This is a genomic window from Pseudoalteromonas sp. SWXJZ10B (assembly GCF_015864475.1).
Taxonomy (GTDB): domain Bacteria; phylum Pseudomonadota; class Gammaproteobacteria; order Enterobacterales; family Alteromonadaceae; genus Pseudoalteromonas; species Pseudoalteromonas arctica.
Genome location: NZ_JADYXD010000009.1, coordinates 13,993 through 38,820, shown reverse-complemented (window position 1 = coordinate 38,820; position 24,828 = coordinate 13,993). Strand labels below are relative to the sequence as shown.

Genomic DNA, 24,828 nt, shown 5'->3' with positions numbered 1-24,828 from the left:
ATATGACTCATCCTGCACAATTTATAAATGGTCAATGGTCACAAGGCCAAGGCACAGAATTTAATTCAGTAAACCCTGCAAATAACGACGTTATTTGGCAGGCCTCATCGGCAACTGCGGCGCAAGTAGACACCGCAGTAAATGCAGCGCGCGAAGCGTTTTATGCATGGGCTGATAAAAGTTTTACTGAGCGCTTGGAAATAATTAAAGCATTTGCAGCGCAATTAAAAGAAAACAGCGAAGAGCTCGCTATTACTATTGCACAAGAAACAGGTAAGCCACTGTGGGAAACTCGCACAGAAGCGGGTGCTATGGTTGGTAAAATTGCCATTTCTGAAAAAGCATTTTTAGAGCGCACTGGCGACGTAGAAAACGCAATGCCACTTGGCCGTGCGATGATTCGTCATAAGCCACATGGTGTTGTAGCCGTATTTGGTCCGTATAACTTTCCGGGTCACTTACCTAATGGCCACATTGTGCCAGCGCTTTTAGCAGGTAACACAGTGGTATTTAAACCGTCTGAGCTTACTCCTAAAGTGGCAGAGCTTACGCTTAAACTGTGGGAAAAAGCAGGTTTACCAGCAGGTGTTATTAACCTAGTTCAAGGTGAAGTAGAAACGGGTAAAGCCCTTGCTGCTCACAAAGGTATTGATGGCTTGTTCTTCACGGGGTCTTCTCGTACTGGTCATATTTTACATGAACAGTTTGCGGGTCAACCTGGCAAAATTTTAGCGCTAGAAATGGGTGGTAATAACCCACTTATTATTACTGACGTTGAAGACACTAAAGCGGTTGTTCACGATATTATTCAATCTGCGTTTATCTCAAGTGGTCAGCGTTGTACGTGTGCACGTAAACTATTTTTACCAACAGGTAGCAAAGGCGATGTGATACTGGAGCGTTTAATCACAGCAACTAAAGCGATTAAAGTAGGTAACTACGACGATGCAGATCAGCCATTTATGGGCTCTATGATCTCATCAGCTGCAGCAGCGGGCATGGTTAAAGCGCAAAACGAGCTTGTTGAGCTTGGCGGTCAAGTATTAGTAGAGCTTGATCACACAGCCAATACCGGCTTTGTAACACCAGGTATTATTGAGTGTACAAATATTAATGACTTCCCAGACGAAGAGCATTTTGGACCACTTTTAAAAGTATTCCGCTTTGATGACTTTGATCAAGCCATTGATAAAGCAAACGATACAACCTTTGGTTTATCGGCTGGTTTATTAAGTGATAGTGCAGCAGATTACGACCACTTTTTACGTCGTATTCGTGCCGGTATTGTTAACTGGAACCGCCCAATTACTGGCGCATCAAGCGCAGCACCATTTGGTGGTATTGGCGCATCGGGCAATCACAGAGCAAGCGCATATTACGCAGCCGACTACTGTGCATACCCTGTAGCTTCAGTAGAGCTTGAAAAAGTAGCGATGCCAGCAACATTAAGCCCAGGCTTAAAAATAGATTAAGCAGTACTTAATCACTAAAAAAGCAGCTTCGGCTGCTTTTTTTGTATTGCTATCGTGCAAAGCTAGTAATCAGCAGCGCTTTCTGCTTAAATCAAAATAATTAATTATACAAAGGTGGTACAAAAATGGTTTTAGATAGGCAAGGGTACGATGATTTGATCATGTATCTAACTCAAAATTTAGCATTGTTTGAGAAGCCAGGCGAAATAAAACCAGGTGCCCCAACAGTAATGGAATTAATCGAAGACGTTATTGCACAAAATGTGATGCTTATTTGCGAGCAGCACACAAACCTCAACACAGAGCAGCGTAGCCAAATTGTACGTGAAGTTGATGGCATAGTTTACGATTTAGAAGAAGTCCTCAGCAGCATCACCTCACAGCCTGTCACGGTTGAACAGCATGCCTTTATAGATGAATTTGCAGGTTTAGTAAAAAACCTCTTTGATAGCGCTTTAACACAACAATCTTAGCCATTTTATAGCCCTGCGTTGCATTTTCATTTGCAACTACGGCTAACTTGCTTACAATCAAGAAAATATTTTTTTGAGATATAACAATGCAAGCAAATGTAAAATGGGTTGAAGGCGATACGTTTATTGGTCGTTCTAATTCTAACCACAATGTTGTGTTTGATGGCGGCAGCGATAGTGCAGCACCAAGCCCAATGGAAATGGTTTTAATGTCAGTTGGCTGTTGTTCATCAGTTGATGTGGTTAGTATTTTAAAAAAAGCCAAACAAGATTTTTCAGATGTACAAGTACAACTAAGTGCAGAGCGCGCCGAAACAGCCCCACGTGTGTTTACCAAAATCAACTTACACTTTGTTGTTAAAGGCAATAATGTGTCTGAAAAGCACCTTGCACGCGCGGTTTCACTCTCTGCTGAAAAGTATTGTTCAGTTGCATTAATGCTTGATAAAACAGTAGAAATTACGCATAGCCACGAAGTTGTGCAAGATCAAGCAAAATAACGCTTTTTCCACGAGGGAAATTCGTATAAAATCCGCGAACTTTTCATTCTGCAGGTGCAGAACCCACTAATTTATAGGTTGGTTTATTATGAACAAACCCTTCGATAAACTTAAACTTCATGGCTTTAACAATTTAACCAAAAGTTTAAGCTTTAGTATTTATGATATTTGTTACGCAAAGACCGAGCAACAACGTAAAGAATATATTGAATATATCGATGAGCAGTACAGTGCAGATAGACTAACCGACATTTTAGGTGAAGTTGTTGATATTATTGGTGCTAACATTTTAAATGTAGCGCGCCAAGACTATGAACCGCAAGGCGCAAGTGTAACTATTTTGGTTTCAGAAGAACCAGTAGAAGAGCAGCAAAATTACGATGCTGACGAAGCACCAGGCCCATTACCTGATTCAGTTGTTGCGCACCTAGATAAAAGCCACATTTGTGTACACACATACCCAGAAGCTCACCCTGATGATGGTATTTGTACATTCCGTGCTGATATTGAAGTGTCTACTTGTGGCATTATTTCGCCACTTAAAGCGTTAAACTTCTTAATTCATAGCCTTGAATCAGACGTAGTAACAATTGACTACCGCGTTCGTGGTTTTACCCGCGACATAAACGGTGTTAAGCACTACATTGATCATGCTATTAGCTCGATTCAAAACTTCATGACAGAAGATACAAAAGAAGCGTACCAAATGATGGACGTGAATGTGTATCAAGAAAACCTGTTCCATACCAAAATGATGTTAAAAGAAACCGATCTAAACACGTATTTGTTCGGCCTTTCTACGGCAGATTTATCAGAGGGCGAAGAAGACGAAATTCGCTCAAAGCTGACCCGTGAAATGCAAGAAATATTCTATGGCCGTAACCTGCCAGATACAGAATAATAGCAACGAATTAAATTAAAAATGGCGCTCAGTGAGCGCCATTTTTTTATACTTTATTTTACAAGCAATAGCTGTGTTTGTCGGCCATTTAAATACCAGACACCGCTTTTATCAAAAATAGCATCTTCCTCTAGCATTATTCTTATTTCTTTATTCCACTGTTTTATAAACACAGCATTGTTAAGCTCAATTGAGTAAGCCGTATTTAAATGTAGCGGATAGTCACCATCTCCCGGTACACCTTGCTGAGAATCCCACATACCTAATGTAGTGCCAGCAGCGTGGCCATGATAGCCAAGAGGATGAGTATAAATAGTGGGTTTTAATCCCTGATCAATAGCGGCTTTTCGTGCTGCAGCTAAAACCTCATTACCGGTTTTACCTACCGCAAATTGATTGGTAAATATGTCTTGTAGTTTATTACCGCTTTTTAGTGCTTCAACTAAGTAACTAGGCGCACTTATTTCGTTTTCTTTGAGCACATACGCATGCTGCTGCGTGTCGGTATTTAAGCGTAAATAAGTAATCCCAAAATCTACATGAAGCAAGTCACCGGCTTGTATAACGTTATCATCGTAGCCATTGGTAAAGCTTTCTTCATGATCGAACGACTTCGCATCGGCGCGCTGAATAGCAATACTCGGGTGAAACCATGTTTGTAGTTTGAGCTCTTTTACGCGCTCTCTAAACCACCATACCAAGTCATCGTTAGTTGTTTCACCAACCGTAATTGTTTTACCCGAAAACCCCTCTGCAATAATATGATGGGCAATAGCGACAATATGTTTATACATTTTAACTTCTTCAGGAATGCGTTGCTCTAACCACGCAACAGCAAGCGGCTCTGCAGAAATTATTTTATTGTGATAAGTGGCGGGCAAGTTAGCCATTAAGGTTTTGTAATCGCCTAGCACAAGGCCATCGGCATGTGCCCAGTCGGTAGAAGTATTAAGCGCAATGTTGCGAGGTTTGTATTGCTCAATAAGTGTATTGAGTGCTTCCCACTGGCTTGGTTGTGTTTGTTTATCCCACCCTTTTTTAAATACGTTACCTATTTTATAAGGCGCAATAGCGTAAGCATCAACACCACCTTGTTTATTAAGTGCAAATAGCAAAATAGTAGTGCGTCTGGCTGAAAGCCATGTTGCAGGCAGCATTGTTTTTAATATTGGATCTTCGTTATATTCACGACTTATAAGTAGCCACATATCAGTGCTGTGCTGCTTCATTAATGAGGGCATTAAGGTATTAACTCTAAGCTCAGTTATTTTATCTATAAACGTAGCGCGCTCTTTCATCGATAAAATAGCGGGAGCGTCATCAGCTTTAACAAAGAGGCTTAAAACAAGCGTAGTTAGCAAGCTTACGTAAAGTAGGAGTTGTTTAGTAAAGTGCATAATTGTTTTATTTTTAGGCTAGTTAATTTATAACATGCCTGAAGAGCGACTATAAAAAAACAATTTGAGATAAACAGCACACAAAAAAGCCCAGCTAAAAAGTAGCCGGGCTTTTGTATAAACAGTTTTATTACTTAAGCATACTGTATAAAAGTGCAAATACAGCAAGTGAGCCAACCGCTAATATAAATAGCGTGCTAAAGCGATTTCGGTATTTATTAAGTGCAGGTACTTTATAAACTGCAATCATTGGCATAATGAATAAAATCATCGCAATGATAGGGCCCGATAACTGATCCATCATGTCTAAAATACTTGGATTTTTAACAGCACAAAACCAAATAGCTAAAAACATGATTAACACACCAATTTTATCGGTAACGCCAGCGCTTAAGCCTGTTTGTTTAGTTACTAATCCTGTAAAGCTTTCGCGTGCACCTAAAAAGTGACCCAAAAACGACGATGTAATAGCAATAAAAGCAACAAGTGGCCCAAGGGTGGCAATAAATGAGTTGTCAGTAATATTAGCAAGGTAGGATAAAACCGACACGTTAGCTGCTTTAGCTGCCGCCATTTGCTCGCCTGTAAGCGACAGCACGCAAGAGAACACAAATAACAGTACAAAGGTAATAAGTAGCAAGCTAGTACGCTTTAAAATCGCCTCAGACTTACGTGTAGCTTGTTCGCCATAATGGCCACGTTGCACGTTTACAAAGCTAGAAATAGCCGCTGCGTGGCTAAACGAAAACACAATAATTGGAATCGACAACCACAGCGTTTTACCAAAGCTACCCATTTCAGGCACCGTCATATCTGGCATCTGCCAGCTAGGGATTAAATAAAGTGATAAAAACAACAATATGCCCACAAGCGGATACACTAAAATAGCAAAGGCACGTAGCATCAAGCGCTCGCCGCCCATCATTAAGCTAATCATACCTGCAACTAATACACCTGAAAGTAGCACGCGAGAAGGCGACTCCATCCCCATTTGATTAACCATAAAACTATCAACAGTATTGGTTAAGCCCACACCGTAAATAAGCAAAATTGGGAATATAGATAAAAAGTACAACAAGGAAATTAATCGACCCGCAGTCACACCAAAGTGCTCTTCAACTACATCGGTAAAATCGGCATCTTTATTTTTTGATGAAAGTACAAAGCGCGCTAATCCACGGTGCGCAAAAAAGGTCATTGGGAACGCTAAACACGCCATAATAATTAACGGCCAAAAACCGCCAATACCAATGTTAATAGGTAAAAATAAAATACCCGCACCAACGGCGGTACCAAATAAACTTAATGTCCACTGCGTATCGTGCAGGTTCCATTTAGTTTTTGTATTTGAATTTGTGTGTGTGTTTGGTGATGCATTTGAAAGCGTTGCATCTTGAGATGTTGTCATGTGTGTGTGCTCATCCATTATTTAAATAATAACTGCGCCGAAGGGTATAGTTTTTAGAGACATTTTTCATGTTTTGAAGAGATTTTTAGACTAATTAATTAGACTCAATTGGAGGGTAAGTGTCATGAATACGAAACAGCGGTGTAAAAGTGAGCAAAAGCCTTAAATGGCAAGCCACATTATAGAGTTACTGTACGGGTAGGTTGGTTAGTTGGAGCGAAACCTAACACGCTATAGTGTCACGCGAGCAGCAAAGCCGAGATAGGCGGTTTTCATAACGTAAAAATAGGGACTGGTCATTTTTATTGGTTTTCATTTAAAAATCAAAGTCTGCTCTCAAAAGCTGTTAAGTAGAAGCCATTGATCGGAACTACATAAGAGATTTTTATTAAACTCCGTTATACTTCCTGCAATTGAATATGCCAAACGAAGTAAATAGGCCACTAACTGCAATGAGCAAAGACATTCTCTTCCATACTACTTTTGCGCACGAAACCAGTAAAACATGGGTTGTATTTGTCCATGGAGCAGGTGGTAGTTCGGCAATTTGGTTTCGTCAGCTTAAAGCCTATAAAAAAGAATATAATGTATTGCTGCTAGATCTTCGTGGTCACGGTAAATCGAATAACTTAGTACAAAACTTTGTTGATAATAATTATTCATTTAATAATGTCTCTAAAGACATTATCGATGTGTTAGATCATAACAATATCACCAGCGCACACTTTGTTGGCATTTCATTGGGCACAATTATTATTCGAAATATTGCTGAAATTGCGCCGCAATATGTTTCTAGCATGGTGCTAGGTGGAGCGGTTACTCGTTTTAATACGCGCAGTAATACATTGGTTTATTTAGGTAATACTTTTAAACACTTCCTTCCTTATATGTGGCTGTATCGCTTATTTGCTTTTATTATGATGCCTAAAAAGCGCCATAAAGAATCTCGACTTTTGTTTGTTCGTGAAGCAAAACGCTTGTGCCAAAAAGAGTTTATAAAATGGTTTAAATTAGCCATGGACGTAAATCCTTTAATGCAGTACTTCAAAGAAAAAGACATTGATATTCCCATTCTGTACATTATGGGCAAAGAAGATCATATGTTCCTTGGCCCTGTTAAAGAAATGGTTAAGCGTCATAAAAACAGCGTACTGCAAACTATTCACCATTGCGGCCATGTCTGTAATGTGGAACGCCCCGACTTATTCAATCAGCACTCACTTGCTTTTATCGCCCAGCAAAATCGTTAAGGGTTGTCGCTTTTAAAAATCGTTCAATTAATGGCAAGTCCTAAAAACTTATAATAGCCATCATTAGTTAATTGGATCAGGTTATTTTTGTCTTTTTCCCTAAACTAAAAACATAGCCTTACTGTAGGTCACACCCTTTTACACATAGTAAAATACCTCACTTAAATATAATTTTATAATTGGCAATCACTTACACAGTTTGCTACTAATAGATGTTCACAAAATAAGGATACGCTCAAGTTAACTATAAGAGTGTAATTTGAGCAAGTTACTAGAGTGCAGGGAAGTTTGTGAGAATATTTTTAGTTTTAATATCATTACTACTTAATGGGTGTTCTCCAATTTGGGAGGAGTAACCTTATGAAGTGTATTACATTAGCGGCACTAAAAAGTTAGGTTACAGCCTTGGTCAGGGCGCATATATTGGGCGACTCGATGAACCAATAAATATTAAATCTAACGAAAAATATATTTCGGCTTATGCTTGTCCGCATAAAATTTGTGCTTTTTACTATATTGATAAAACCAAAGATAACAAGTTTGCTGAACACAATGAGTTTGTTTATGGGCCATACACAAAAGCTCAATTTGCAGCGATAGCCAAAGAGTTAGGGTTACCGACTATAAATTCCAACGCTAACAACGCAATTTAATAAAGGTTAAAAACTTTACTTAGATTTTCACGGGGTGCAACACTTCCAAATTTAGTAATTAAAACGCCCTCTAGGGTTTATAAATACAGAACTTAAAGAAAAAGTAGTACAGGAAAGTGGGGATGAATAAGATAAAAGTGATTGTTATATTATTCGGCATAATATGGTTTGTGTTAGGGGCTGCTTTTTTTATAGGTTTTGAGTCATTAAAAAAGCTGTTGTTCTGCATGTTTGTATTTTCTTTCTGTTATAGATATATCTATGCATTTATTTTAAAAAGGAGTCTTTATGCACCATATACCGGTGAGGAAATTCCTCCTACTGAAGATAATTTATTAAAGCGGCTTTTTATGCTGATTATAGCTATCGGTGCGTGTAGCTATTTTACTTTCTTTATTTCTTAAAAAAATATATTTACTCATAGCCTTTATGTTTGGGAGATCAATATATGGCACTTTTATCGATTTCAGTAGGCGTTGCGTTTTTTGCAGTTGCTATTATTTGGTTTGGGTTTAGCGCTATATTCGGCCAAATGGAAAATTCAGATTTTGCATATAGCTTTATACTGGGTATGTTCCCTGCGTTTATTGGCTTGGTTTTAATAGTACCTAGTACGCTTTACCGAACTGTTTTTGTATTTGCCCAAAAGCCTGAGCAAACCCTAAAAGAAAAGGTTATTTTATCGCTTGGTTTGTTTATAACTTTGCTGTGCTTTAGTACGCTTATTAGGTTAATTTATACATAATAAATAACTCAAGCATATCTACGGTATTTGCCTTTATGCTAACTGAGCAACTTTAATAGTTAAAGCTATCACTTGCCTTTCTGGCAACTGATAGCTAACCACTTAAAACTGCGCTTACTCTTCTATCGCACTCACCACAAAATAAGGGTTTAAGTATTCATCTTTGGTGTTATAAATAAGCGCTCTGCCATCAAGTTGGGTCACTTTAGCACCGGCTATTTCGGCGATTGCATGGCCTGCTCCGGTATCCCATTCGCAGGTTGGACCTAAGCGCGGGTAAATATCGGCGCTGCCCTCAGCGACTAAACACAGCTTAAGTGAGCTACCTTTAGACACCATTTCAACCTCGTCAAAGCGTTTTACAAACTCGGCTAAATCGGGTGATGGGTGCGAGCGGCTGCCTACAACTCGAATTAACCCTTTGTTAGGTTTAGTCGTTACTTTAAGCTCAATTCGCTCATCGCCTTTATCTTTAAATGCGCCAATGGCCTCTGCGGCAAGGTACGATACGCCAAGGGCAGGTGCATCTACTACGGCTAAAATAGGAGTGCCGTTTTTAATTAGGGCGATGTTTACGGTAAATTCACCGTTCTTTTTAATAAATTCTTTAGTACCGTCGATTGGGTCAACTAACCAGTAGCTTTTCCACGTTTGGCGTACATCCCAGCTTATGTCGGCGTTTTCTTCACTGAGTATTGGAATGTCGGGTGTGAGCTGTTGAAGCCCTGCCACAATCAGTTTATGAGCTGCTAAATCGGCGTCGGTTACGGGGCTTTCATCGGCTTTGTACTCAACGTTAAAGTCCTTTTCGTAAATTCCCATTATCGCTTGGCCTGCTTTGCGGGCAAGGATGAGGGTTTCTTCTAGCAGTTCGGTTTGATTCATGGGGTTAACCTATATTATGTGCTTTTGTTTTAGATACGTTATCAGTTGTGTAACCGATTGGTCTAGGGTGTTTTTACTTGTATCTAAAATTATTTCTGGATTGTTTGGCACTTCGTAGCTTGAATCGATACCAGTGAAGTGTTTTATCTCCCCTGCGCGGGCTTTTTTGTATAAGCCTTTTGGATCGCGGCTTTCGCATACATCCAGTGGGGTATCGATAAAGATTTCGATAAATTCGCCTTCGTCTACTAGGCTGCGCACCATGTCGCGTTCTGCTCTAAAAGGCGATATAAACGCAGTAAGTACTAACAAGCCAGCGTCGGTCATTAGCTTTGCGGTTTCGCCTACGCGGCGTATGTTTTCAATGCGGTCTTCGTCGCTAAAGCCTAGGTCTTTACATAAACCGTGGCGTACGTTGTCGCCATCGAGCAGGTAAGTGTGCGTACCTTGCTGATTAAGCGCCGCTTCTAGTGCGTTTGCTACGGTGCTTTTGCCAGAGCCTGAAAAGCCAGTAAACCATAAAATAGCGGGCTTATGTTTTTTTTGCTCACTACGCTGTGCTTTTGTAGTTGCGTAGTTATGCCAAACTATATTTTCATCCATAGTGAATGTCTCTTATGCTGTAAGCGCCAGTATTAAAATGGAAATACCAGCGGGATCAAGGTTAATACCGTGATTGAATAAATAATAGAAAGGGGTAAGCCCATCACTATGTAATCTTTTAAGCGATAGTTACCTGCGCTATAAACCATTAGATTAGTTTGATACCCAAATGGCGATATAAAGCTGGCTGATGCGCCAAAGGCAACCGCCATAATAAACGGTAGCGGGTCTACATTAAAACCAACCGCGAGCGAGTAAGCAACAGGGAACGACAAGGCAGCTGCTGCGTTATTAGTAATAAGCTCGGTAAATAATACGGTCATTAAAAATATCGCAATAAATGCGCCGTACGGGCCAAAATCCCCAAGTACCATAAACATGGCGTCGGATATTTGCCCGGCAAGTCCGGTGCCTATCATTAACTTGGCAAGGCCAATGGCACTACCTACGACCACGAGTAACTCGATAGGAAAACGGCGTTTTACTTCGTTAAGTTTTATGGTGCCACTGAGCATTAGGCCAATTAGTAATACTAATAAGCCTTTAACCAGCGGCACTATGCCAACAATGCTTAAACCCAGTACTGCGGCAAAGCTTAGTAGCACAATGTTTGATTGCTTAGGTGCAAGGTGGGTTTGCAAGTCAAACCCTGAAATATACACAAATTCGCGCTTTAAATTAGGCAAGGTGTAAAAGTTTTTACCTGGTGCGAGTATTAGTGAGTCGCCAGCTTGTAATTGCACTTGCCCAAGTCCGCCTTGTAAGCGATCGTGCCCACGGCGAATGGCAATAACGGCTGCATGAAATTGTTCTCTAAAGCGGGCTTCTTTTACAGTTTTGCCAATAAATTTTGAAGACTGACTTACAACCACTTCTACTAAGTGTTCTATGTCTTTTTGATGATTTTCGTGTACTACTTTTAAGCCATCGAAACGAGTAAGTAATGGTACCGATTTTATGTCACCTACAAAAAGCAGCACGTCATCTTTTTGAATAATTTGCTGCGGGGTAACTGCGCAAATGCGGCTGCCATCGCGAATAATTTCAGCAAGGAATAAGTCTTTTAAATCACGCAGGCCGTTTTCTTCAACGGTTTGGCCTATTAATTTTGAATTTGCTTGTACTTTACCTTCTAGGTAAAAAGGCACGACTTCTTGGTCGGTTTTACCGTTGTCGGGTAAGTATTTAAGCATTACTAAAATGGTAATTAGGCCTACGCTTAACGCGCCTAAACCCACTAAGGTAAAATCAAAAAAGCCCAACGGTTCCATGCCCGCATCAACCGCAAAACCATTGACGATTAAGTTGGTTGATGTACCAATAAGCGTAATTGTGCCGCCCAAAATAGCAGTATACGACAGCGGTAATAATAGCTTTGAAGGGGAGTGATTTGGGTTGTCTTTTATCGCGGTAATAAGCGATGCAACAACGGCGGTATTGTTAGTAAACGACGATAAAAAGGCGGTTGATAACCCCAACTTTGTAACCGATTTTACTAAACTACCTTTAGATAGCGATTGCGCTAACTTTTGAATTAGGGTGGTTTTTTCTATTGCGGTCGACACTAACACCAATAGCACTAAGGTGACAAGCGACGGGTTAGCATAATTAACTAACATGCTTTCAAGATCGATTAGCCCTGCTAAGTAGCTGGTGCCAATTGCGCTTACAAATAACCATGCTGGATTAATACGGGTGCCAAAAAGGCACCCGACTAAGGTAAGCATAATGCCTGTTAAAACGAGCTGTTCTACCATGCTTTTAAATTCCTAACAGGCTAAAGTTAACTTATAACTTAGAAATATCAAGCGCTTGCCAATGCGGAAAGTGCTTGCGTACTAAGGTGTTAAATTCAACTTCAAATTCGCTAAAGTTACTTTGCTGTGCTTGGTTTTGCAGTACTTGTTCAATCATGCCCGCAGCAACCGTTAAGTTTGATAACCGATCGATTAGGATAAACGAACCTGTTTCGTGATTGCTGTGATACTCGTCTGCCAAAATAGTTTCGGTTAGTTCAAGCGTTACAATCGCAATTTCGTTTAACTGCAGTGAGTCGCTAGTGCCGTGTTCAAGCGTGTTTACATCAATCGTGTAATCAATTTTTGTAACAATAGCTGAGGTATTTTTGCTGCCTAGTTTTAGGTTATAACTTTTACCTAATACTAATGGCGACTCATGCATCCACACAATTTTAGCTTGTAGCTGGTTAGTAACCACAGCTGTTGAATTTGCAGGGACTATTACGTCACCTCGGCTAATATCAATTTCGTTATTTAGGGTAACGGTAATTGCTTGGCCTGCTTCAGCACTATCTAAATTGCCATCAAAGGTAACAATTTCTTTAATGCTTGATGTTTTACCCGACGGTAATACTTTTATTGCATCGCCTACGTGTATCTTGCCTGATGTAAGTGTGCCCTGAAAACCACGGAAGTTTAAGTTAGGACGCACTACGTATTGCACGGGTAGGCGCGCTTCAAAGCCTGTATCTGTTTCGGCTGCTGGCGAATCTTCTAGTAATTCAAGTAGCGGCTTGTCGGTGTAATACGGTGTATGTGCAGAGCGCGTTACTACGTTGTCGCCTTTAAGCGCCGACATAGGTACAAACTTAATGTTTGATACGTTAAGTTGCTCAGCAAATTTAAGGTAATCGGCCTTAATTTTTTCATACACGGTTTCGTCAAAATCAACGATATCCATCTTATTAACGGCAACAACAAACTGCTTAATGCCAAGCGAGTCACAAATAAAGCTGTGGCGCTTAGTTTGTACTTGCACGCCGTAACGCGCATCAACCAAAATAATGGCTACATCACTTGTTGATGCACCCGTTACCATGTTGCGCGTGTATTGCTCGTGCCCTGGTGTGTCGGCAATAATAAATTTACGCTTAGCCGTTGAAAAATAACGGTACGCTACGTCAATGGTAATACCTTGCTCGCGCTCAGCTTGTAGGCCATCAACTAATAATGCAAGGTCAAGATCTTCTCCTGCATTACCTACTTTTTCGTTATCTTTATGAAGTGCAGCTAGCTGATCTTCATAAATTTGGTGGCTGTCGTGCAGTAGGCGGCCAATCAATGTTGATTTACCGTCATCTACGCTGCCACACGTAAGCATACGCAATAAGCTTTTGTCTTGTTGGCGTGCTAGGTAGGCGTCTATGCCTATTTCTTTTACTTCGTTGTATGTATCGTTATTTTGGCTAGACATTAAAAATACCCCTCACGTTTTTTCTTCTCCATTGAGCCGGCTGAATCATGGTCAATAACGCGACCTTCACGTTCAGATGACGTAGACAGCAGCATTTCTTCAATAATTTCAGTTAGGTTACTTGCTGTTGATTCAACTGCACCGGTAAGTGGGTAACAGCCTAATGTACGAAAACGTACCGACTTCATTTGCGGTACTTCACCTTCGTTAAGTGGCATACGCTCATCGTCAACCATAATTAGGGTGCCGTCACGGTCAACAACAGGGCGCTCTTTTGCTAAGTAAAGCGGAACCATATCGATGTTTTCTTGGTAAATGTATTGCCAAATATCCAGCTCAGTCCAGTTAGACAGCGGGAAAACACGAATGCTTTCGCCCGGATTAACTTGGCTGTTATAAGTGTTCCAAAGCTCAGGACGCTGGTTTTTAGGATCCCAACGGTGGTGTTTATCGCGGAACGAGTAAACACGCTCTTTTGCGCGTGACTTTTCTTCGTCGCGGCGTGCGCCACCAAATGCTGCATCAAAACCATATTTGTTAAGTGCTTGCTTTAAGCCTTGGGTTTTCATTATGTCGGTATGTTTACCCGAGCCATGCGTAAACGGGCCTACACCCATTTCAATGCCTTCTGGATTTTTGTGTACCAGTAGGTCAAAACCGTATTCTTTAGCTATACGGTCGCGAAACTCAATCATTTCACGAAACTTCCAATTGGTGTCTACGTGTAATAACGGAAACGGAATTTTTGCAGGGTAAAATGCTTTGCGTGCTAAGTGCAAAAGTACCGACGAATCTTTACCAATAGAGTAAAGCATTACTGGGTTCTCAAACTCAGCGGCGACTTCGCGCATGATTTTGATACTTTCAGCTTCAAGTTGCTGAAGGTGAGTTAAAGCCATTGTTAGTCGTCCTACTAAAATGATTAAAAGTTACAAATTTAAAATTCGGTTATGTATTTGATACATCTGTTAGCGGCTGTGCAAAGCTGCTTGTTTGTTCGTTTTTCCCAAACCACGCTAGTTGCGAGTGCAGGGCGGCTACTTCACCAATAATAAGTAGCGCAGGCGATATAATGCTGTTGCGCTGGATTAAGTCGGCAAGTTCGCCTAGTTGGCCTGTTACTACACGCTGATTTTTGCGTGTACCGTTTTCGATAATAGCGACAGGGGTGTTGGCTTTACGGCCATGTTTTAAAAGCTCGCTTTGTATGTGCGGCGATTTAATTACGCCCATGTAAATAGCAAGCGTTTGATTTGGTTTAGCCAGCGATTGCCAATCAAGTTCTTGACCGTCTTTTTTACAGTGGCCAGTTACAAATTGAATGGCTTGTGCATGGTCACGATGTGTAAGCGGAATACCCGCATACGCACTACAACCTGCAGCGGCGGTAATACCCGGTACAATTTGATAATTTACGTTGTTAGCAGCCAGTACTTGTACTTCTTCGCCACCACGACCATAAATAAATGGGTCGCCACCTTTAATTCGGCATACTTTTTTGCCTTGTTTAGCAAGGTCGACCAGCATTTGGTTGGTGTCGTCTTGAACAACACTATGATCGCCTAAACGTTTGCCTACACAAATAAGGTCAGCATCGCGGCGTACTAGTTCCATAATTTCGTCAGACACTAAAAAGTCATAAACGACTACATCGGCTTGTTGCATAAGTTGCAGTGCTTTAAGTGTTAAAAGCTCAGGATCGCCTGGGCCTGCACCTACTACATACACTTCGCCTTCGGGCTCAGCTTTAGCATCTAGCATTTGCTCTAGTTGCTGCTCAGCACCTTGGGTATCGCCCGTTTGTACTTTACTCACGACAGATGAGTCGAACACGCCCTCCCAAAATTGGCGGCGGTCAGAAAAATGTTTAAAGCGTTTTTTTACTTTGTCTCTAAAGCCACCTACAAGCGTTGCAAGTGGGCCTATGTGATGCGGAATAAGGGTTTCGAGCTTTTCGCGTAAGCGCCGTGCAAGCACTGGCGCTGTACCAGCGCTTGATATAGCAATCGTGATTGGGTCGCGATCAACAATAGATGGAAATATAAACGTACATTTAGGTTGGTCATCAACTACGTTTACAAACACATTACGAGCATTGGCAAGTTCAAATACGTTGTTGTTTACTTCATCGCGGTCGGTTGCTGCAATAACAAGCATTTTGCCATCGAGATGCGACTCATCAAAATAAGCATCAATAAGCGTTACTTCATTATTATGTGCATGCTCTTTGAGTTCGTCGCAAAACCAAGGTGCTACCAAAGTTACACTGGCACGCGCTTTTAAAAACGCGCGACATTTGCGTAATGCGACCTCTCCACCGCCAACAACCAATACTGGTTTGTTGTCGAGTTTGGTAAAGATAGGTAAATACTGCACGGTAATAAGACCCCTAAACAAATTCAAATATAAGAAAACGCTTTATTCTGATAAGCAGAATATAGCGGCTATCAATAAGTAAAAAATAATTAAAACCAAGTTGATATAACCAAAAGTTATAATAGGTGGGCTTTTTAGGCCTAAGAGTTAGTTAACAAGGGATTGCGCCGAGTTACAAGTAAAATAAACAGCTTATAGTGTTTGGTTATGAGCTATAGCGAGTTTGGTTTAATTTGTTAATATGGAGGCATATCAAATTTTGTACTTATACCAATTGCATTAAATTAGTGATCTATAATAGCGACGAGAAAATAGCTCAATAACAAGGCTAAAATTATGATACATAGTTGTTCTATATAAATAATTTTTAACGTAGTTAGTGAGTTATTTAATACGCTAAAATGATTATGTTTTTAATAAAATTGGTATTACATAAGCAACGGAGCTCTAATGACACAACACCAAAAAGATGCCGCATTAGCAGTCGCACTGATGGATTTAACAAGCTTAAACACCAGCGATACAACCAAAAACATTCAAGCGCTTGTTGATAGTATAAACCCGAGGCTGGGCACACCTGCTGCAGTATGTGTTTATAGCGACTTTGTTGATGATGCAAAAATAGCACTCGCAGCACGTGAGCTTAACTACGTAAAAGTTGCAACGGTCACTAATTTTCCAACAGGTGATGCGCCACTGAGTGATGTAATTAACGAAACACTTATTGCAATAGAGCGCGGCGCTGACGAAATTGATTTGGTTATTCCTTACAAAAAACTCATAGCGGGCGATGTTCAAACAGTACTTAGCTATGTAAGCGAAAGTAAAAAAGCATGTGGGTCGCGCGCCCAACTAAAAGTAATAATAGAAAGCGGTGAGCTTAAAACTGAAGCACTTATAACGCAGGCTACTCAATTGGCTATTGAAGGTGGTGCCGATTTTGTAAAAACCAGTACGGGTAAAGTGGCCATTAATGCAACCCTTGAATCAACAAAAATTATGCTAACAGCCATTAAAAACTCGGATAAACGTGTGGGCTTTAAAGCTGCCGGTGGTGTTAAAACTGTTGCCGATGCCAGTGATTATTTAACGCTTACGCGCGCAATAATGGGTGATGATTATTTGCAAGCAAATACATTTAGATTTGGTGCTTCAAGCTTACTGAATGATGTTTACAAGGTGTTGAATGAAACGCAGCAGTGATGAGGAAAAACGTCAGTTAGAGCATGATGCTGCTAAATTGTTTTTACGTTGCTATGAGCAGCAGTTGGGTGTTCATATGCGCAACATTTGGCATAATGAGCCTAATAAACCTGACGTTAGTTGTTATCAAGAGAGTGAACAGCTTGATATAGAAATTGCTCATTTATATGCCAGCGAAACAGAAGCGATGGCTGTTTTAGGACGATCGTTGTCAATGCAAATGCAACGAGATTTGGCAGATATGGCACAAAAGCCAAGTGAACACAGATTGCGGGCTGCATTAGAGCGGTTGCTGAAACAAAAAGCGAAAAAACGTTATTATTCAGAGCGTACTTGGCTTGTTATTCGTAACGCCAGTACTATTTGGCACAAAGCTGACTTTGAAGCTGTGATCAATGACCTTAACTTTCCAAGAACCTATCAATTTGAGCAAATTTGGTTAGTGTGTGATTTTTATCGTGGTGAGTTATTACGTATAGATTGAAAAACGGCTCTAAGTAACAGCCGTTTTTCATTTTAAACTTAAAGATAATATTTATTAATTAAACTTAAACATGTTGCTTATACTTTCGAGGCTTGATTTGTTCGTTTTAGCAATACAACCACTATCATCAAGTGATTTTTTAGTTGTTTCATCAGCTAAACCCGTTACCTTTAGTTTTTTGTCTTGCTGGTACTCACGAAGTGCGATAACTGTTTTACGATCGTACTCAACATCCTGTGTTTCGAATTCTTCGTAATCAGGCTGGTTTCTTAGGTAACCCAAACATACCAAGCTTAGGCGCGACATTGCTAAATCCATCTTTTCATAATGTGGCATTCTATGAGTGGGTACATCGACTGTTACAGCGCTCTTGCTGGCTGTTTTTGCTTGTACAGCTGCCGGTGGCGGCGCAGTGTAACCCGATGCTAAAGTGTTATTACTGTTATAGCGATAGTAAGTATCTGGAATTTTAGTTTCTAAAAACTCAACCGCTTTAATAATAACTTCACGAAGGGCTTTTTCTTTAGGGGTATCAGACCATCCACTAATATTACCGCCAACAAGTGCGCCACCAAAGTTGGTTGCGGCTCCAGTAAAGTCAAAATCTTTACTGCCACCTTCAACACTTGTTGCAGCTAAAATGCGTGATGTGCGTGTATCTATTAGACGAAGATCAATCGCCATATGCGAGCCTGAGAAACCAGCAGATACAGAGCTAAATACATCACCCATAAAGCCGCCACTGCCAACACTTGCACCAGAGCTATCGTCATCAAATTCAGTTACCGCTGCAATAACGACTATTTCAGCGCCTTCAATCTCACCATAAGCGGCACCCGATGATGCACTAACGCGACCTGAGGCTGCTAGGTCTTGTTCTGATAAAACAGCATCAAGCGCTTGGCGCTCTAAAACAATAAAGCGATTTGTTGATACAAGTGCCGTAGTTAATTGATCAGCCATACCGTCGCCTATTTCTTTACGCCACCATTTTGAGTTGTTTGATTTGTCGGTAAAGCGTGCAACAGCAATACGAGCTTTAGGCCCATTGTATTGTTCTTGGGCGACAGTGTTTATGTCTGGTGAATTTTGACCTGACGTAACATTTGTGGAGGTGCTTTGACAAGCGCTAAGAGTGGCAGTTAATAGTGCCGTTAATAATAGTTTTTGTGGTGCTTTTAACATATGACTGTCCTTAATTAATATGCTCAAGGGAAATGCAGTGCATTTCCTTTAATATTTAAATTCATGTTAATTTAGTTAAATCAGTAGGTTAATAATAGTACTGGTGCGAAATGTTTAGTCACACAGGCGAAATTTATCAGGATTGTTCGCGAAACTGTTTTGGGGACATATTATATTTTGCTTTAAAGCACCGGGCAAAGTAGCTTTGTGAATTAAAGCCAACTTGCTGTGCTACTAGACCAATTGCAAGCTCACTATTTTTTAAAAGCACTTGTGCAAATTCTAAACGAATATTTCGAATGTAATCGCTTGGTGTTAGGTTGTACAAGGCTTTCATTTTTAATTGTAAAGCGCGAGGGCTAAGGTAGAGCGCTGCTGCAAATTCTTCTACGCTAAATGCTTCGTCTTGGTAATGCTCTTTTACTGTCGTTTTTACACGCTCGGTAAATACATAATCTTTACTTTGCGCCATTTGTGGGTCGAGCTGGGTTGTTTGTGATAAAGCAGGTAGTTGTTGTTTTAAATGTTGATTAAGTACTTCTCTAATCGTTAATAACCCTTGAACGCGGCTGAGTAACAGCTGCGGCTCAAAAGGTTTACTCAAATAGTCATCAGCAAGTAAGTCTAGGCCCTTTAATTTACTATGCGTATCTGCCTTTGCTGAAAGTAATAACACCGGAATATGGCTAATAGCCGTGTCGCTGCGCAGTGCTTTAATAAACTGATAGCCATCCATAACAGGCATCATTACATCACTTATTACCAAGTCAGGCATTTCGTTTTTACATAAAGCTAAACCTAGCTCTCCGTTAGCTGCACTTATACACGTGAAGCTACTAATAAATAGTGACGTTATTAAATCACGCATTTCATCGTTGTCTTCAATAATAAGAATCTTATTACTTTTTACTGCACATAAATTATTGTTTTTAGACACAGCAAGAGCAGTGAGGTTAGAGGTTTCGTCTGTTTGAGTTGTTGGGAGTGAAACAGTAAAACAACTTCCTTTGTTTAATTCACTTTTAAGTTCAATAGTTCCTCCATATTGCTCAACTAGCTGCTTCACCAGCGCTAAGCCAATACCGCTACCACTTTGATTACTCGTATCTATGCGTGTAAATCGTTGAAAAACGGTCTCAAGGTGCTCTTTATCTATACCAACACCAGTATCTGAGACTGTGATGATTAATGTTTGTTTTTGAGTTAATAGCTGAAGTAATACTTTGCCAGTGTTTGGAGTGTATTTTTGTGCGTTACTCAATAAGTTACTGATAATAGAAATTGTATGATTTAGCTCTAATTTAATGGGAATAGTTTTTTGTGTTAAATCTTCAAACTTGAACGTAATATTTTTTTGTTTAAATAAAGGGGTGAAATCTTCAATTAATTGTTCAACTACCGGCTTTATAGCATAGGGTGTGACGTGTTTCACTGCTGTGCTTGGGCGCTGGCTGAGCTGTAAAAGTTGGTTTATTTGATCCAATAGCTTATAGCTATTACGTTGAATCATCGCTAGTTTTTGTTGGGTGTCTGAATCCTTATGGCTTTTTTGTAAACTCTCAAGTGGCGCTAATATTAAGCTCAATGGTGTTTTAAGTTCATGGCTAACATTATCTAATAGTTGGGTTTTTAAGTTGCTAAGTTCTTTCTCTTTTAAGTTTGCTTGCTCTGCAACGTTAGCTCTATACCTTGCTGTTATAATTAACCACATTATAAATAATACGATAATGATGTAAGTTACATAGGCAACATTGTTCTTCCACCAAGGTGGAGTAACTTTAAGCGCAACCATTGTTTTATCATCACTCCATTGACCGTATTGATCTTTAACTTTTACAATAAAGTGATAGCTTCCAGCGGGAAGTTGAGAATAACTAACTTGCCTCTGGTTTTTGTTTGCGTATAAAAACTGCTTATCTAACCCAGCTAACTTGTAAGCATATTGGTATTGAGAAGGGGGCTCTGCACTGTTTAAAGCAGAAAATTTAAAGCCGATAACACCATCTTCTTCTTTAAAAAAGAGTCTGTCTGTATAGCTTATAAGCTTAGCCGTTTGGGTCTTGTTTTTTATATATTGCTGTGTCCCGACTGACTGGTTAAAAATAAGTAAGTCTGTAATAACGGGTTCTGGGGGTTGAGTTGCTAGAGTCAGCTTTAACGGATCAAATTGATTAAAACCGTTAATACCACCAAAAAATAGCTCGCCGTCATCGGCTTGAAAAGCGGCACCTAAAATAAAAGAATGATGCTGTATACCGTTTGCGGGTAAAAAATGCTGCATTTGTTGGGTTTGAGGAGCGTAACGGGTTAGGCCTTGGTTGCTGCTTAGCCACAAGTAACCGCTGCTATCTTGTTTAATTGCAAAAATATTATCGTTAAGTAAGCCATCAAACTCTGTAATGTTTATTACTTTGTTTGTTTGGATATTTAACTTATTGAGCCCGCCAAAAGTACCTACCCATAAAGTGTTTTTATCTTGTAAATGCAAGGATGTAACCATGTCATGCGTTAAACTATTAGGCTTTTTAAGATCGCTTTGGTAATGGGTGAATGTTTCATCATGTAAAGAAAGTTTATTTAACCCTGCGCGGGTTCCTGCCCATATAGCGTTGTTGTCGCTGTCATAAGTAATACTAAAAACAGTATTATTTGAGATACTATTTTTATCTGCGGTGTATTTAAAATTTGTAACCTGTAAAGTATCGGGATTAAATCGCGTTAAGCCTTCGTTACTGCCCAGCCATAAATTACCACTTAGATCACCTTCGATTGCATAAATACGGTTACTACTGAGTTGATGGCTTTGCACAGTAAAAGCCGAAAAGTTATCATTAATTGGGTTGTAAAGCAGTAAACCACCTCCGTATGTGCCTATCCATACGCGTTTATTGGCATCTTCATAAAGACTAAATATATTGTTATTAGTTAAGCCTATATCTTGATTTTTATCTGTTTCATAGCGTTTAAATCCTGTGTCAGTTTGTTTGTTAAGTCCGTCGCGCGTACCCACCCAAAGTAAGTTGTTACTGTCTTTGAGTATTGCTCTTACAAAGTCATTCGAGATAGAAGCTGGGTTATTGCTTTGATGTTTTTGATGACCAAACTGAGCCTGCCTTTTATCATAGCGATGTAATCCATAGCCGTCTGTACCAATCCAAATAATGCCTTGAGGGTCTTGGTAAAGTGATAATAGGTGATCGTTAGCTAAGCCATGTTTTAAATCTGGAGAGTGAGTAAGTTGACGAAACTCGCTACTTAGTAAATTATCTGTAGCTTGGTAATAAAGACCATGACCATAAGTGCTTACCCATAATTTTTTTTCATCATCAAAAAGTATATCTGTGACCCAAACATTTTTGAGTTGCTCAAAGTTATAAAATGCGAGTGTGTTTGAGTCAAAAACACTTAGACCAGTCTTACCTCCTATAATAAATTTGCCGTTTGTTACTTTTTTTAATTGCCAGAGCTGTTCAGGGCTATTAGATATATGTTCGAACCGATGTGTTTGTGTATCGAACTTAATCAGCCCGATACTACTTGCTAACCAAAGGTTTTTTTGATCATCAAAAAGCACATCCTTAAAAACAACATTTAAGTGATTCGTGCCCTGATAAGAAAATAATTCGGTAGTACCTGTGTATGTATCTAAACGAGTAAGTTGCCCTTTATCGTGACCAATCCAAATGATTTGTGGCGAATTAGAAGAAATTGATGAAATACGTTCATTTGTAATAGGAGGAGCTGAGTACTGGTTAAAAACACTAAAACTTCCTGTTTCAGTATTTAATAAGTTAAGTCCATTACTTGTTGTCGCAAACCAAATGTGGCCGTTTCCTAAATTCAGGCAGTCCGTAATCCAATTTCCCGAAATACTAGGTTGTGAAGGATTGAATTTATAGTGCTTAAATTCATACCCATCAAATCGGTTTAAGCCACCTTGGGTAGCAAACCAATGAAACCCTTTTTCATCAGTGGTACTGCAGGTAATTGAATTTTGTGATAAACCTTGTTCATTTGTATATGTATCTAAGTACAATGGCAGGGCATAAGAACTAATATGAAATAATAATAAAAAGCTAATAATTTTATATCTTATGATTGTTTTTATTGCTTTCACAGACTTCCCATCTAATTGTGAGTCCCTATAATTTGGACAATCATAAACTGCTTTTTAATCAATGTTAAGATTGATTTTTTAATGCAATGCCGAGATTTTCCAATGTGGGTATCTTTTAGGCTTGTGTTAATGGACTGCGTAAGTATAATAGGCATCCACTTTGCAGGGGCGTAGTTCCAATTGGTAGAACAGCGGTCTCCAAAACCGATGGTTGGGAGTTCGAATCTCTCCGCCCCTGCCAGTTTTACTTGTGGTTTGAGTAGTCTGAGATTAAAAACCGGTTTAAATTAAGTCTGTTTTTAAGTTTAGATTTTAATGGATTAACCTTACCGTAGTGTAGGGTTGTTGTGTCTGTAGTTAAGGTAATAATATTATGAGCACGAATGTAGAAACACCATCAAGTGCGATGGAGTCAGTAAAGTGGTTAGTAGCAATCGCGCTACTTGCAGGCGCAGTTGTTGGTAATCACATGTATGCAGATCAATCTGTACTACTACGTGCTATCGGCGTTGTTGTTGCAATAGCGGCCGGATTAGCAATTGCCTCGCAAACATTTAAGGGACGTAACTTTCTTGCTTTCGCTAAAGAAGCTCGAATTGAAGTACGCAAAGTTATTTGGCCAACGCGCCAAGAAACTACCCACACGACATTAATTGTAATGGTTGCAACAGTGATTATGGCACTTATCCTTTGGGGATTAGATGGCATTTTATTCCGCGCTGTAGGCTTTTTAACTGGATTGGAGATCTGATCCCATGTCGGATGAGAACGAGAACAAAGAAATTAAGTTACGTTGGTATGTAGTACAAGCCTTTTCTGGTTACGAAAAGCGTGTAGCTCAAACGTTAACTGAACACATTAAAATCGAAGGTCTTGAATCGAGCTTTGGTGAGATACTAGTACCAACTGAAGAAGTTGTTGAGATGCGCGCTGGCCAAAAGCGTAAATCTGAGCGTAAATTCTTTCCAGGTTATGTATTAGTACAAATGGATATGAATGACGCAAGCTGGCACTTAGTGAACAGCACTGAACGTGTAATGGGCTTTATTGGTGGAACGTCTGATCGTCCTGCTCCAATAACTCCTAAAGAAGCAGAACGCATTCTTAATCGCCTTCAAGAAAATGCTGAAGCACCTAAACCTGCTACATTATTTGAACCAGGTGAAGTTGTTCGCGTTACAGACGGACCATTTGCAGATTTCAGTGGTGTAGTTGAAGAAGTTGACTACGAAAAGAGCCGCGTAAAAGTATCTGTACTTATTTTTGGTCGTTCTACGCCAGTTGAGCTTGAATTCGGTCAAGTTGAGCAAGATAAGTAATTGATTAAAAAAGCTTCGCTAATTTTTATTTAAATTTTGGCATGAAGCTTGAAAAAGGCCGCTGATTAACTTATAATCAGCGGCCTTTTTGTATTAAGGTAAAAATTTATTTTTACTGTGCAAAAAGTACGAAACCAATTTTTAAACTGGGAAGCCGTTAGAGTACGCGTCCTCGCGCGCACAAGGCTGAGACCCACCAAATGAGGTATTTATAATGGCTAAAAAAGTTGAAGCTCTAATCAAGCTACAAGTTGCCGCTGGTATGGCTAATCCTAGTCCTCCAGTAGGTCCTGCACTAGGTCAACACGGTGTAAACATCATGGAATTCTGTAAAGCGTTTAACGCACGTACAGAGTCTATCGAAAAAGGCGCTCCAGTTCCTGTAGTGATCTCTGTTTACGGTGACCGTTCATTTACGTTCGACATGAAAACGCCACCTGCTGCTTACTTACTTAAGAAAGCTGCTGGTATCAAGTCAGGCTCAGGCCGTCCTAACACTGATAAAGTAGGCACAGTAACTCGTGCTCAACTTGAAGAAATTGTTGAGACAAAACGAACTGACCTTACAGCTGCCGATATGGACGCAGCGGTTCGCACTATCGCAGGTTCTGCGCGTGCGATGGGCTTGAACGTAGAGGACTAAG

Annotated in this window: 23 protein-coding genes and 1 tRNA gene; 14 read left to right on the top strand and 10 right to left on the bottom strand. The window is 40.0% G+C overall.

Features of this window, described 5'->3' with window-relative positions:
• Positions 1-2: 2 nt before the first annotated feature.
• The 4 genes from astD to speD all read left to right on the top strand — a co-directional run bounded on the left by astD (position 3) and on the right by speD (position 3,346).
• On the top strand, positions 3-1,472 hold the full coding sequence (gene astD / locus I6F54_RS10285; protein WP_197141228.1) for a succinylglutamate-semialdehyde dehydrogenase: 1,470 nt from the start codon (positions 3-5) through the stop codon (positions 1,470-1,472).
• A 125-nt stretch (positions 1,473-1,597) separates the two neighbouring features.
• Positions 1,598-1,945, top strand: coding sequence for a DUF3802 family protein (locus I6F54_RS10280; RefSeq protein WP_007580087.1), 348 nt, complete (start codon positions 1,598-1,600; stop codon positions 1,943-1,945).
• An 86-nt stretch (positions 1,946-2,031) separates the two neighbouring features.
• Positions 2,032-2,445, top strand: a complete 414-nt coding sequence (locus I6F54_RS10275) for an OsmC family protein (protein ID WP_002958863.1) — start codon at positions 2,032-2,034, stop codon at positions 2,443-2,445.
• 88 nt (positions 2,446-2,533) lie between these two features.
• A complete protein-coding gene (speD, locus tag I6F54_RS10270; protein ID WP_007376266.1) occupies positions 2,534-3,346 on the top strand; it encodes an adenosylmethionine decarboxylase in 813 nt (270 codons plus the stop codon).
• A gap of 53 nt (positions 3,347-3,399) precedes the next feature.
• Here speD and I6F54_RS10265 read toward each other — a convergent pair whose 3' ends face one another.
• Both I6F54_RS10265 and I6F54_RS10260 read right to left on the bottom strand, forming a co-directional pair.
• Complete coding sequence (locus I6F54_RS10265; RefSeq protein ID WP_197141226.1) at positions 3,400-4,743, bottom strand: M24 family metallopeptidase; 1,344 nt, start codon at positions 4,741-4,743, stop codon at positions 3,400-3,402.
• A gap of 130 nt (positions 4,744-4,873) precedes the next feature.
• Positions 4,874-6,151 (bottom strand): aromatic amino acid transport family protein, encoded by a 1,278-nt coding sequence (locus tag I6F54_RS10260; RefSeq protein ID WP_197141224.1) that lies wholly within the window; start codon positions 6,149-6,151, stop codon positions 4,874-4,876.
• Positions 6,152-6,603: 452 nt separating this feature from the next.
• Here I6F54_RS10260 and I6F54_RS10255 point away from each other — a divergent pair, with 452 nt between their 5' ends.
• The 4 genes from I6F54_RS10255 to I6F54_RS10240 all read left to right on the top strand — a co-directional run bounded on the left by I6F54_RS10255 (position 6,604) and on the right by I6F54_RS10240 (position 8,799).
• The gene (locus I6F54_RS10255) at positions 6,604-7,401 is read left to right on the top strand and encodes an alpha/beta fold hydrolase (protein ID WP_024589582.1); all 798 of its coding nucleotides are present in this window, start codon (positions 6,604-6,606) and stop codon (positions 7,399-7,401) included.
• A 365-nt stretch (positions 7,402-7,766) separates the two neighbouring features.
• Positions 7,767-8,054 (top strand): hypothetical protein, encoded by a 288-nt coding sequence (locus tag I6F54_RS10250; RefSeq protein ID WP_197141222.1) that lies wholly within the window; start codon positions 7,767-7,769, stop codon positions 8,052-8,054.
• Between the two features lie 122 nt (positions 8,055-8,176).
• A complete protein-coding gene (locus I6F54_RS10245; RefSeq protein WP_197141220.1) occupies positions 8,177-8,458 on the top strand; it encodes a hypothetical protein in 282 nt (93 codons plus the stop codon).
• A 44-nt stretch (positions 8,459-8,502) separates the two neighbouring features.
• Positions 8,503-8,799, top strand: a complete 297-nt coding sequence (locus I6F54_RS10240; protein WP_197141216.1) for a hypothetical protein — start codon at positions 8,503-8,505, stop codon at positions 8,797-8,799.
• Between the two features lie 114 nt (positions 8,800-8,913).
• Here the strand turns inward: I6F54_RS10240 and cysQ are convergent, their stop codons facing one another.
• From cysQ to cysG, 6 genes are read right to left on the bottom strand one after another with little or no spacing between them, the layout of a single operon-like run.
• Positions 8,914-9,684, bottom strand: coding sequence for a 3'(2'),5'-bisphosphate nucleotidase CysQ (gene cysQ / locus I6F54_RS10235; RefSeq protein ID WP_197141214.1), 771 nt, complete (start codon positions 9,682-9,684; stop codon positions 8,914-8,916).
• Positions 9,685-9,693: 9 nt separating this feature from the next.
• Positions 9,694-10,287, bottom strand: a complete 594-nt coding sequence (gene cysC / locus I6F54_RS10230) for an adenylyl-sulfate kinase (protein WP_197141212.1) — start codon at positions 10,285-10,287, stop codon at positions 9,694-9,696.
• A gap of 32 nt (positions 10,288-10,319) precedes the next feature.
• Complete coding sequence (locus I6F54_RS10225; protein WP_197141211.1) at positions 10,320-12,044, bottom strand: SLC13 family permease; 1,725 nt, start codon at positions 12,042-12,044, stop codon at positions 10,320-10,322.
• 31 nt (positions 12,045-12,075) lie between these two features.
• Complete coding sequence (gene cysN / locus I6F54_RS10220; RefSeq protein WP_197141210.1) at positions 12,076-13,500, bottom strand: sulfate adenylyltransferase subunit CysN; 1,425 nt, start codon at positions 13,498-13,500, stop codon at positions 12,076-12,078.
• Positions 13,500-14,399, bottom strand: a complete 900-nt coding sequence (gene cysD, locus I6F54_RS10215; protein WP_138586364.1) for a sulfate adenylyltransferase subunit CysD — start codon at positions 14,397-14,399, stop codon at positions 13,500-13,502. Before cysD ends, cysN begins: the two co-directional genes overlap by 1 nt.
• A gap of 49 nt (positions 14,400-14,448) precedes the next feature.
• Positions 14,449-15,876, bottom strand: a complete 1,428-nt coding sequence (gene cysG / locus I6F54_RS10210) for a siroheme synthase CysG (RefSeq protein WP_197141209.1) — start codon at positions 15,874-15,876, stop codon at positions 14,449-14,451.
• Between the two features lie 450 nt (positions 15,877-16,326).
• Between cysG and deoC the strand changes: the two genes are divergently transcribed.
• Entirely contained in the window at positions 16,327-17,079 is a 753-nt protein-coding gene (gene deoC, locus I6F54_RS10205) for a deoxyribose-phosphate aldolase (protein WP_197119360.1), read from the top strand.
• On the top strand, positions 17,063-17,563 hold the full coding sequence (locus I6F54_RS10200) for a hypothetical protein (RefSeq protein ID WP_101216814.1): 501 nt from the start codon (positions 17,063-17,065) through the stop codon (positions 17,561-17,563). Before deoC ends, I6F54_RS10200 begins: the two co-directional genes overlap by 17 nt.
• A gap of 54 nt (positions 17,564-17,617) precedes the next feature.
• On the opposite strand, the gene I6F54_RS10195 is transcribed toward I6F54_RS10200, so the two are convergent.
• Positions 17,618-18,748 carry a CsgG/HfaB family protein gene (locus tag I6F54_RS10195; protein ID WP_165740251.1) on the bottom strand — a complete coding sequence of 377 codons (1,131 nt, stop codon included), beginning with the start codon at positions 18,746-18,748 and terminating at the stop codon, positions 17,618-17,620.
• Positions 18,749-18,884: 136 nt separating this feature from the next.
• On the bottom strand, positions 18,885-22,865 hold the full coding sequence (locus I6F54_RS10190; RefSeq protein WP_197141208.1) for a hybrid sensor histidine kinase/response regulator transcription factor: 3,981 nt from the start codon (positions 22,863-22,865) through the stop codon (positions 18,885-18,887).
• Positions 22,866-23,029: 164 nt separating this feature from the next.
• Here I6F54_RS10190 and I6F54_RS10185 point away from each other — a divergent pair.
• From I6F54_RS10185 to rplK, 4 genes are all read left to right on the top strand, one after another.
• A tRNA-Trp gene (locus I6F54_RS10185) sits at positions 23,030-23,106 on the top strand.
• Positions 23,107-23,238: 132 nt separating this feature from the next.
• Positions 23,239-23,616, top strand: a complete 378-nt coding sequence (gene secE, locus I6F54_RS10180; protein ID WP_002958877.1) for a preprotein translocase subunit SecE — start codon at positions 23,239-23,241, stop codon at positions 23,614-23,616.
• Positions 23,617-23,620: 4 nt separating this feature from the next.
• Positions 23,621-24,184, top strand: a complete 564-nt coding sequence (gene nusG, locus I6F54_RS10175; protein WP_007580122.1) for a transcription termination/antitermination protein NusG — start codon at positions 23,621-23,623, stop codon at positions 24,182-24,184.
• Positions 24,185-24,398: 214 nt separating this feature from the next.
• Positions 24,399-24,827 (top strand): 50S ribosomal protein L11, encoded by a 429-nt coding sequence (gene rplK / locus I6F54_RS10170; protein ID WP_002958879.1) that lies wholly within the window; start codon positions 24,399-24,401, stop codon positions 24,825-24,827.
• The last annotated feature ends 1 nt before the right edge of the window (position 24,828 follow it).

Excerpts from the sequence above, each read along its gene's own strand:
- astD (WP_197141228.1), top strand. The coding sequence starts at position 3 with ATGACTCATCCTGCACAATTTATAAATGGTCAATGGTCACAAGGCCAA.
- I6F54_RS10280 (WP_007580087.1), top strand. The coding sequence starts at position 1,598 with ATGGTTTTAGATAGGCAAGGGTACGATGATTTGATCATGTATCTAACT.
- I6F54_RS10275 (WP_002958863.1), top strand. The coding sequence starts at position 2,032 with ATGCAAGCAAATGTAAAATGGGTTGAAGGCGATACGTTTATTGGTCGT.
- speD (WP_007376266.1), top strand. The coding sequence starts at position 2,534 with ATGAACAAACCCTTCGATAAACTTAAACTTCATGGCTTTAACAATTTA.
- I6F54_RS10265 (WP_197141226.1), bottom strand. The coding sequence starts at position 4,743 with ATGCACTTTACTAAACAACTCCTACTTTACGTAAGCTTGCTAACTACG.
- I6F54_RS10260 (WP_197141224.1), bottom strand. The coding sequence starts at position 6,151 with ATGACAACATCTCAAGATGCAACGCTTTCAAATGCATCACCAAACACA.
- I6F54_RS10255 (WP_024589582.1), top strand. The coding sequence starts at position 6,604 with ATGAGCAAAGACATTCTCTTCCATACTACTTTTGCGCACGAAACCAGT.
- I6F54_RS10245 (WP_197141220.1), top strand. The coding sequence starts at position 8,177 with ATGAATAAGATAAAAGTGATTGTTATATTATTCGGCATAATATGGTTT.
- I6F54_RS10240 (WP_197141216.1), top strand. The coding sequence starts at position 8,503 with ATGGCACTTTTATCGATTTCAGTAGGCGTTGCGTTTTTTGCAGTTGCT.
- cysQ (WP_197141214.1), bottom strand. The coding sequence starts at position 9,684 with ATGAATCAAACCGAACTGCTAGAAGAAACCCTCATCCTTGCCCGCAAA.
- cysC (WP_197141212.1), bottom strand. The coding sequence starts at position 10,287 with ATGGATGAAAATATAGTTTGGCATAACTACGCAACTACAAAAGCACAG.
- I6F54_RS10225 (WP_197141211.1), bottom strand. The coding sequence starts at position 12,044 with ATGGTAGAACAGCTCGTTTTAACAGGCATTATGCTTACCTTAGTCGGG.
- cysN (WP_197141210.1), bottom strand. The coding sequence starts at position 13,500 with ATGTCTAGCCAAAATAACGATACATACAACGAAGTAAAAGAAATAGGC.
- cysD (WP_138586364.1), bottom strand. The coding sequence starts at position 14,399 with ATGGCTTTAACTCACCTTCAGCAACTTGAAGCTGAAAGTATCAAAATC.
- deoC (WP_197119360.1), top strand. The coding sequence starts at position 16,327 with ATGACACAACACCAAAAAGATGCCGCATTAGCAGTCGCACTGATGGAT.
- I6F54_RS10200 (WP_101216814.1), top strand. The coding sequence starts at position 17,063 with ATGAAACGCAGCAGTGATGAGGAAAAACGTCAGTTAGAGCATGATGCT.
- I6F54_RS10195 (WP_165740251.1), bottom strand. The coding sequence starts at position 18,748 with ATGTTAAAAGCACCACAAAAACTATTATTAACGGCACTATTAACTGCC.
- secE (WP_002958877.1), top strand. The coding sequence starts at position 23,239 with ATGAGCACGAATGTAGAAACACCATCAAGTGCGATGGAGTCAGTAAAG.
- nusG (WP_007580122.1), top strand. The coding sequence starts at position 23,621 with ATGTCGGATGAGAACGAGAACAAAGAAATTAAGTTACGTTGGTATGTA.
- rplK (WP_002958879.1), top strand. The coding sequence starts at position 24,399 with ATGGCTAAAAAAGTTGAAGCTCTAATCAAGCTACAAGTTGCCGCTGGT.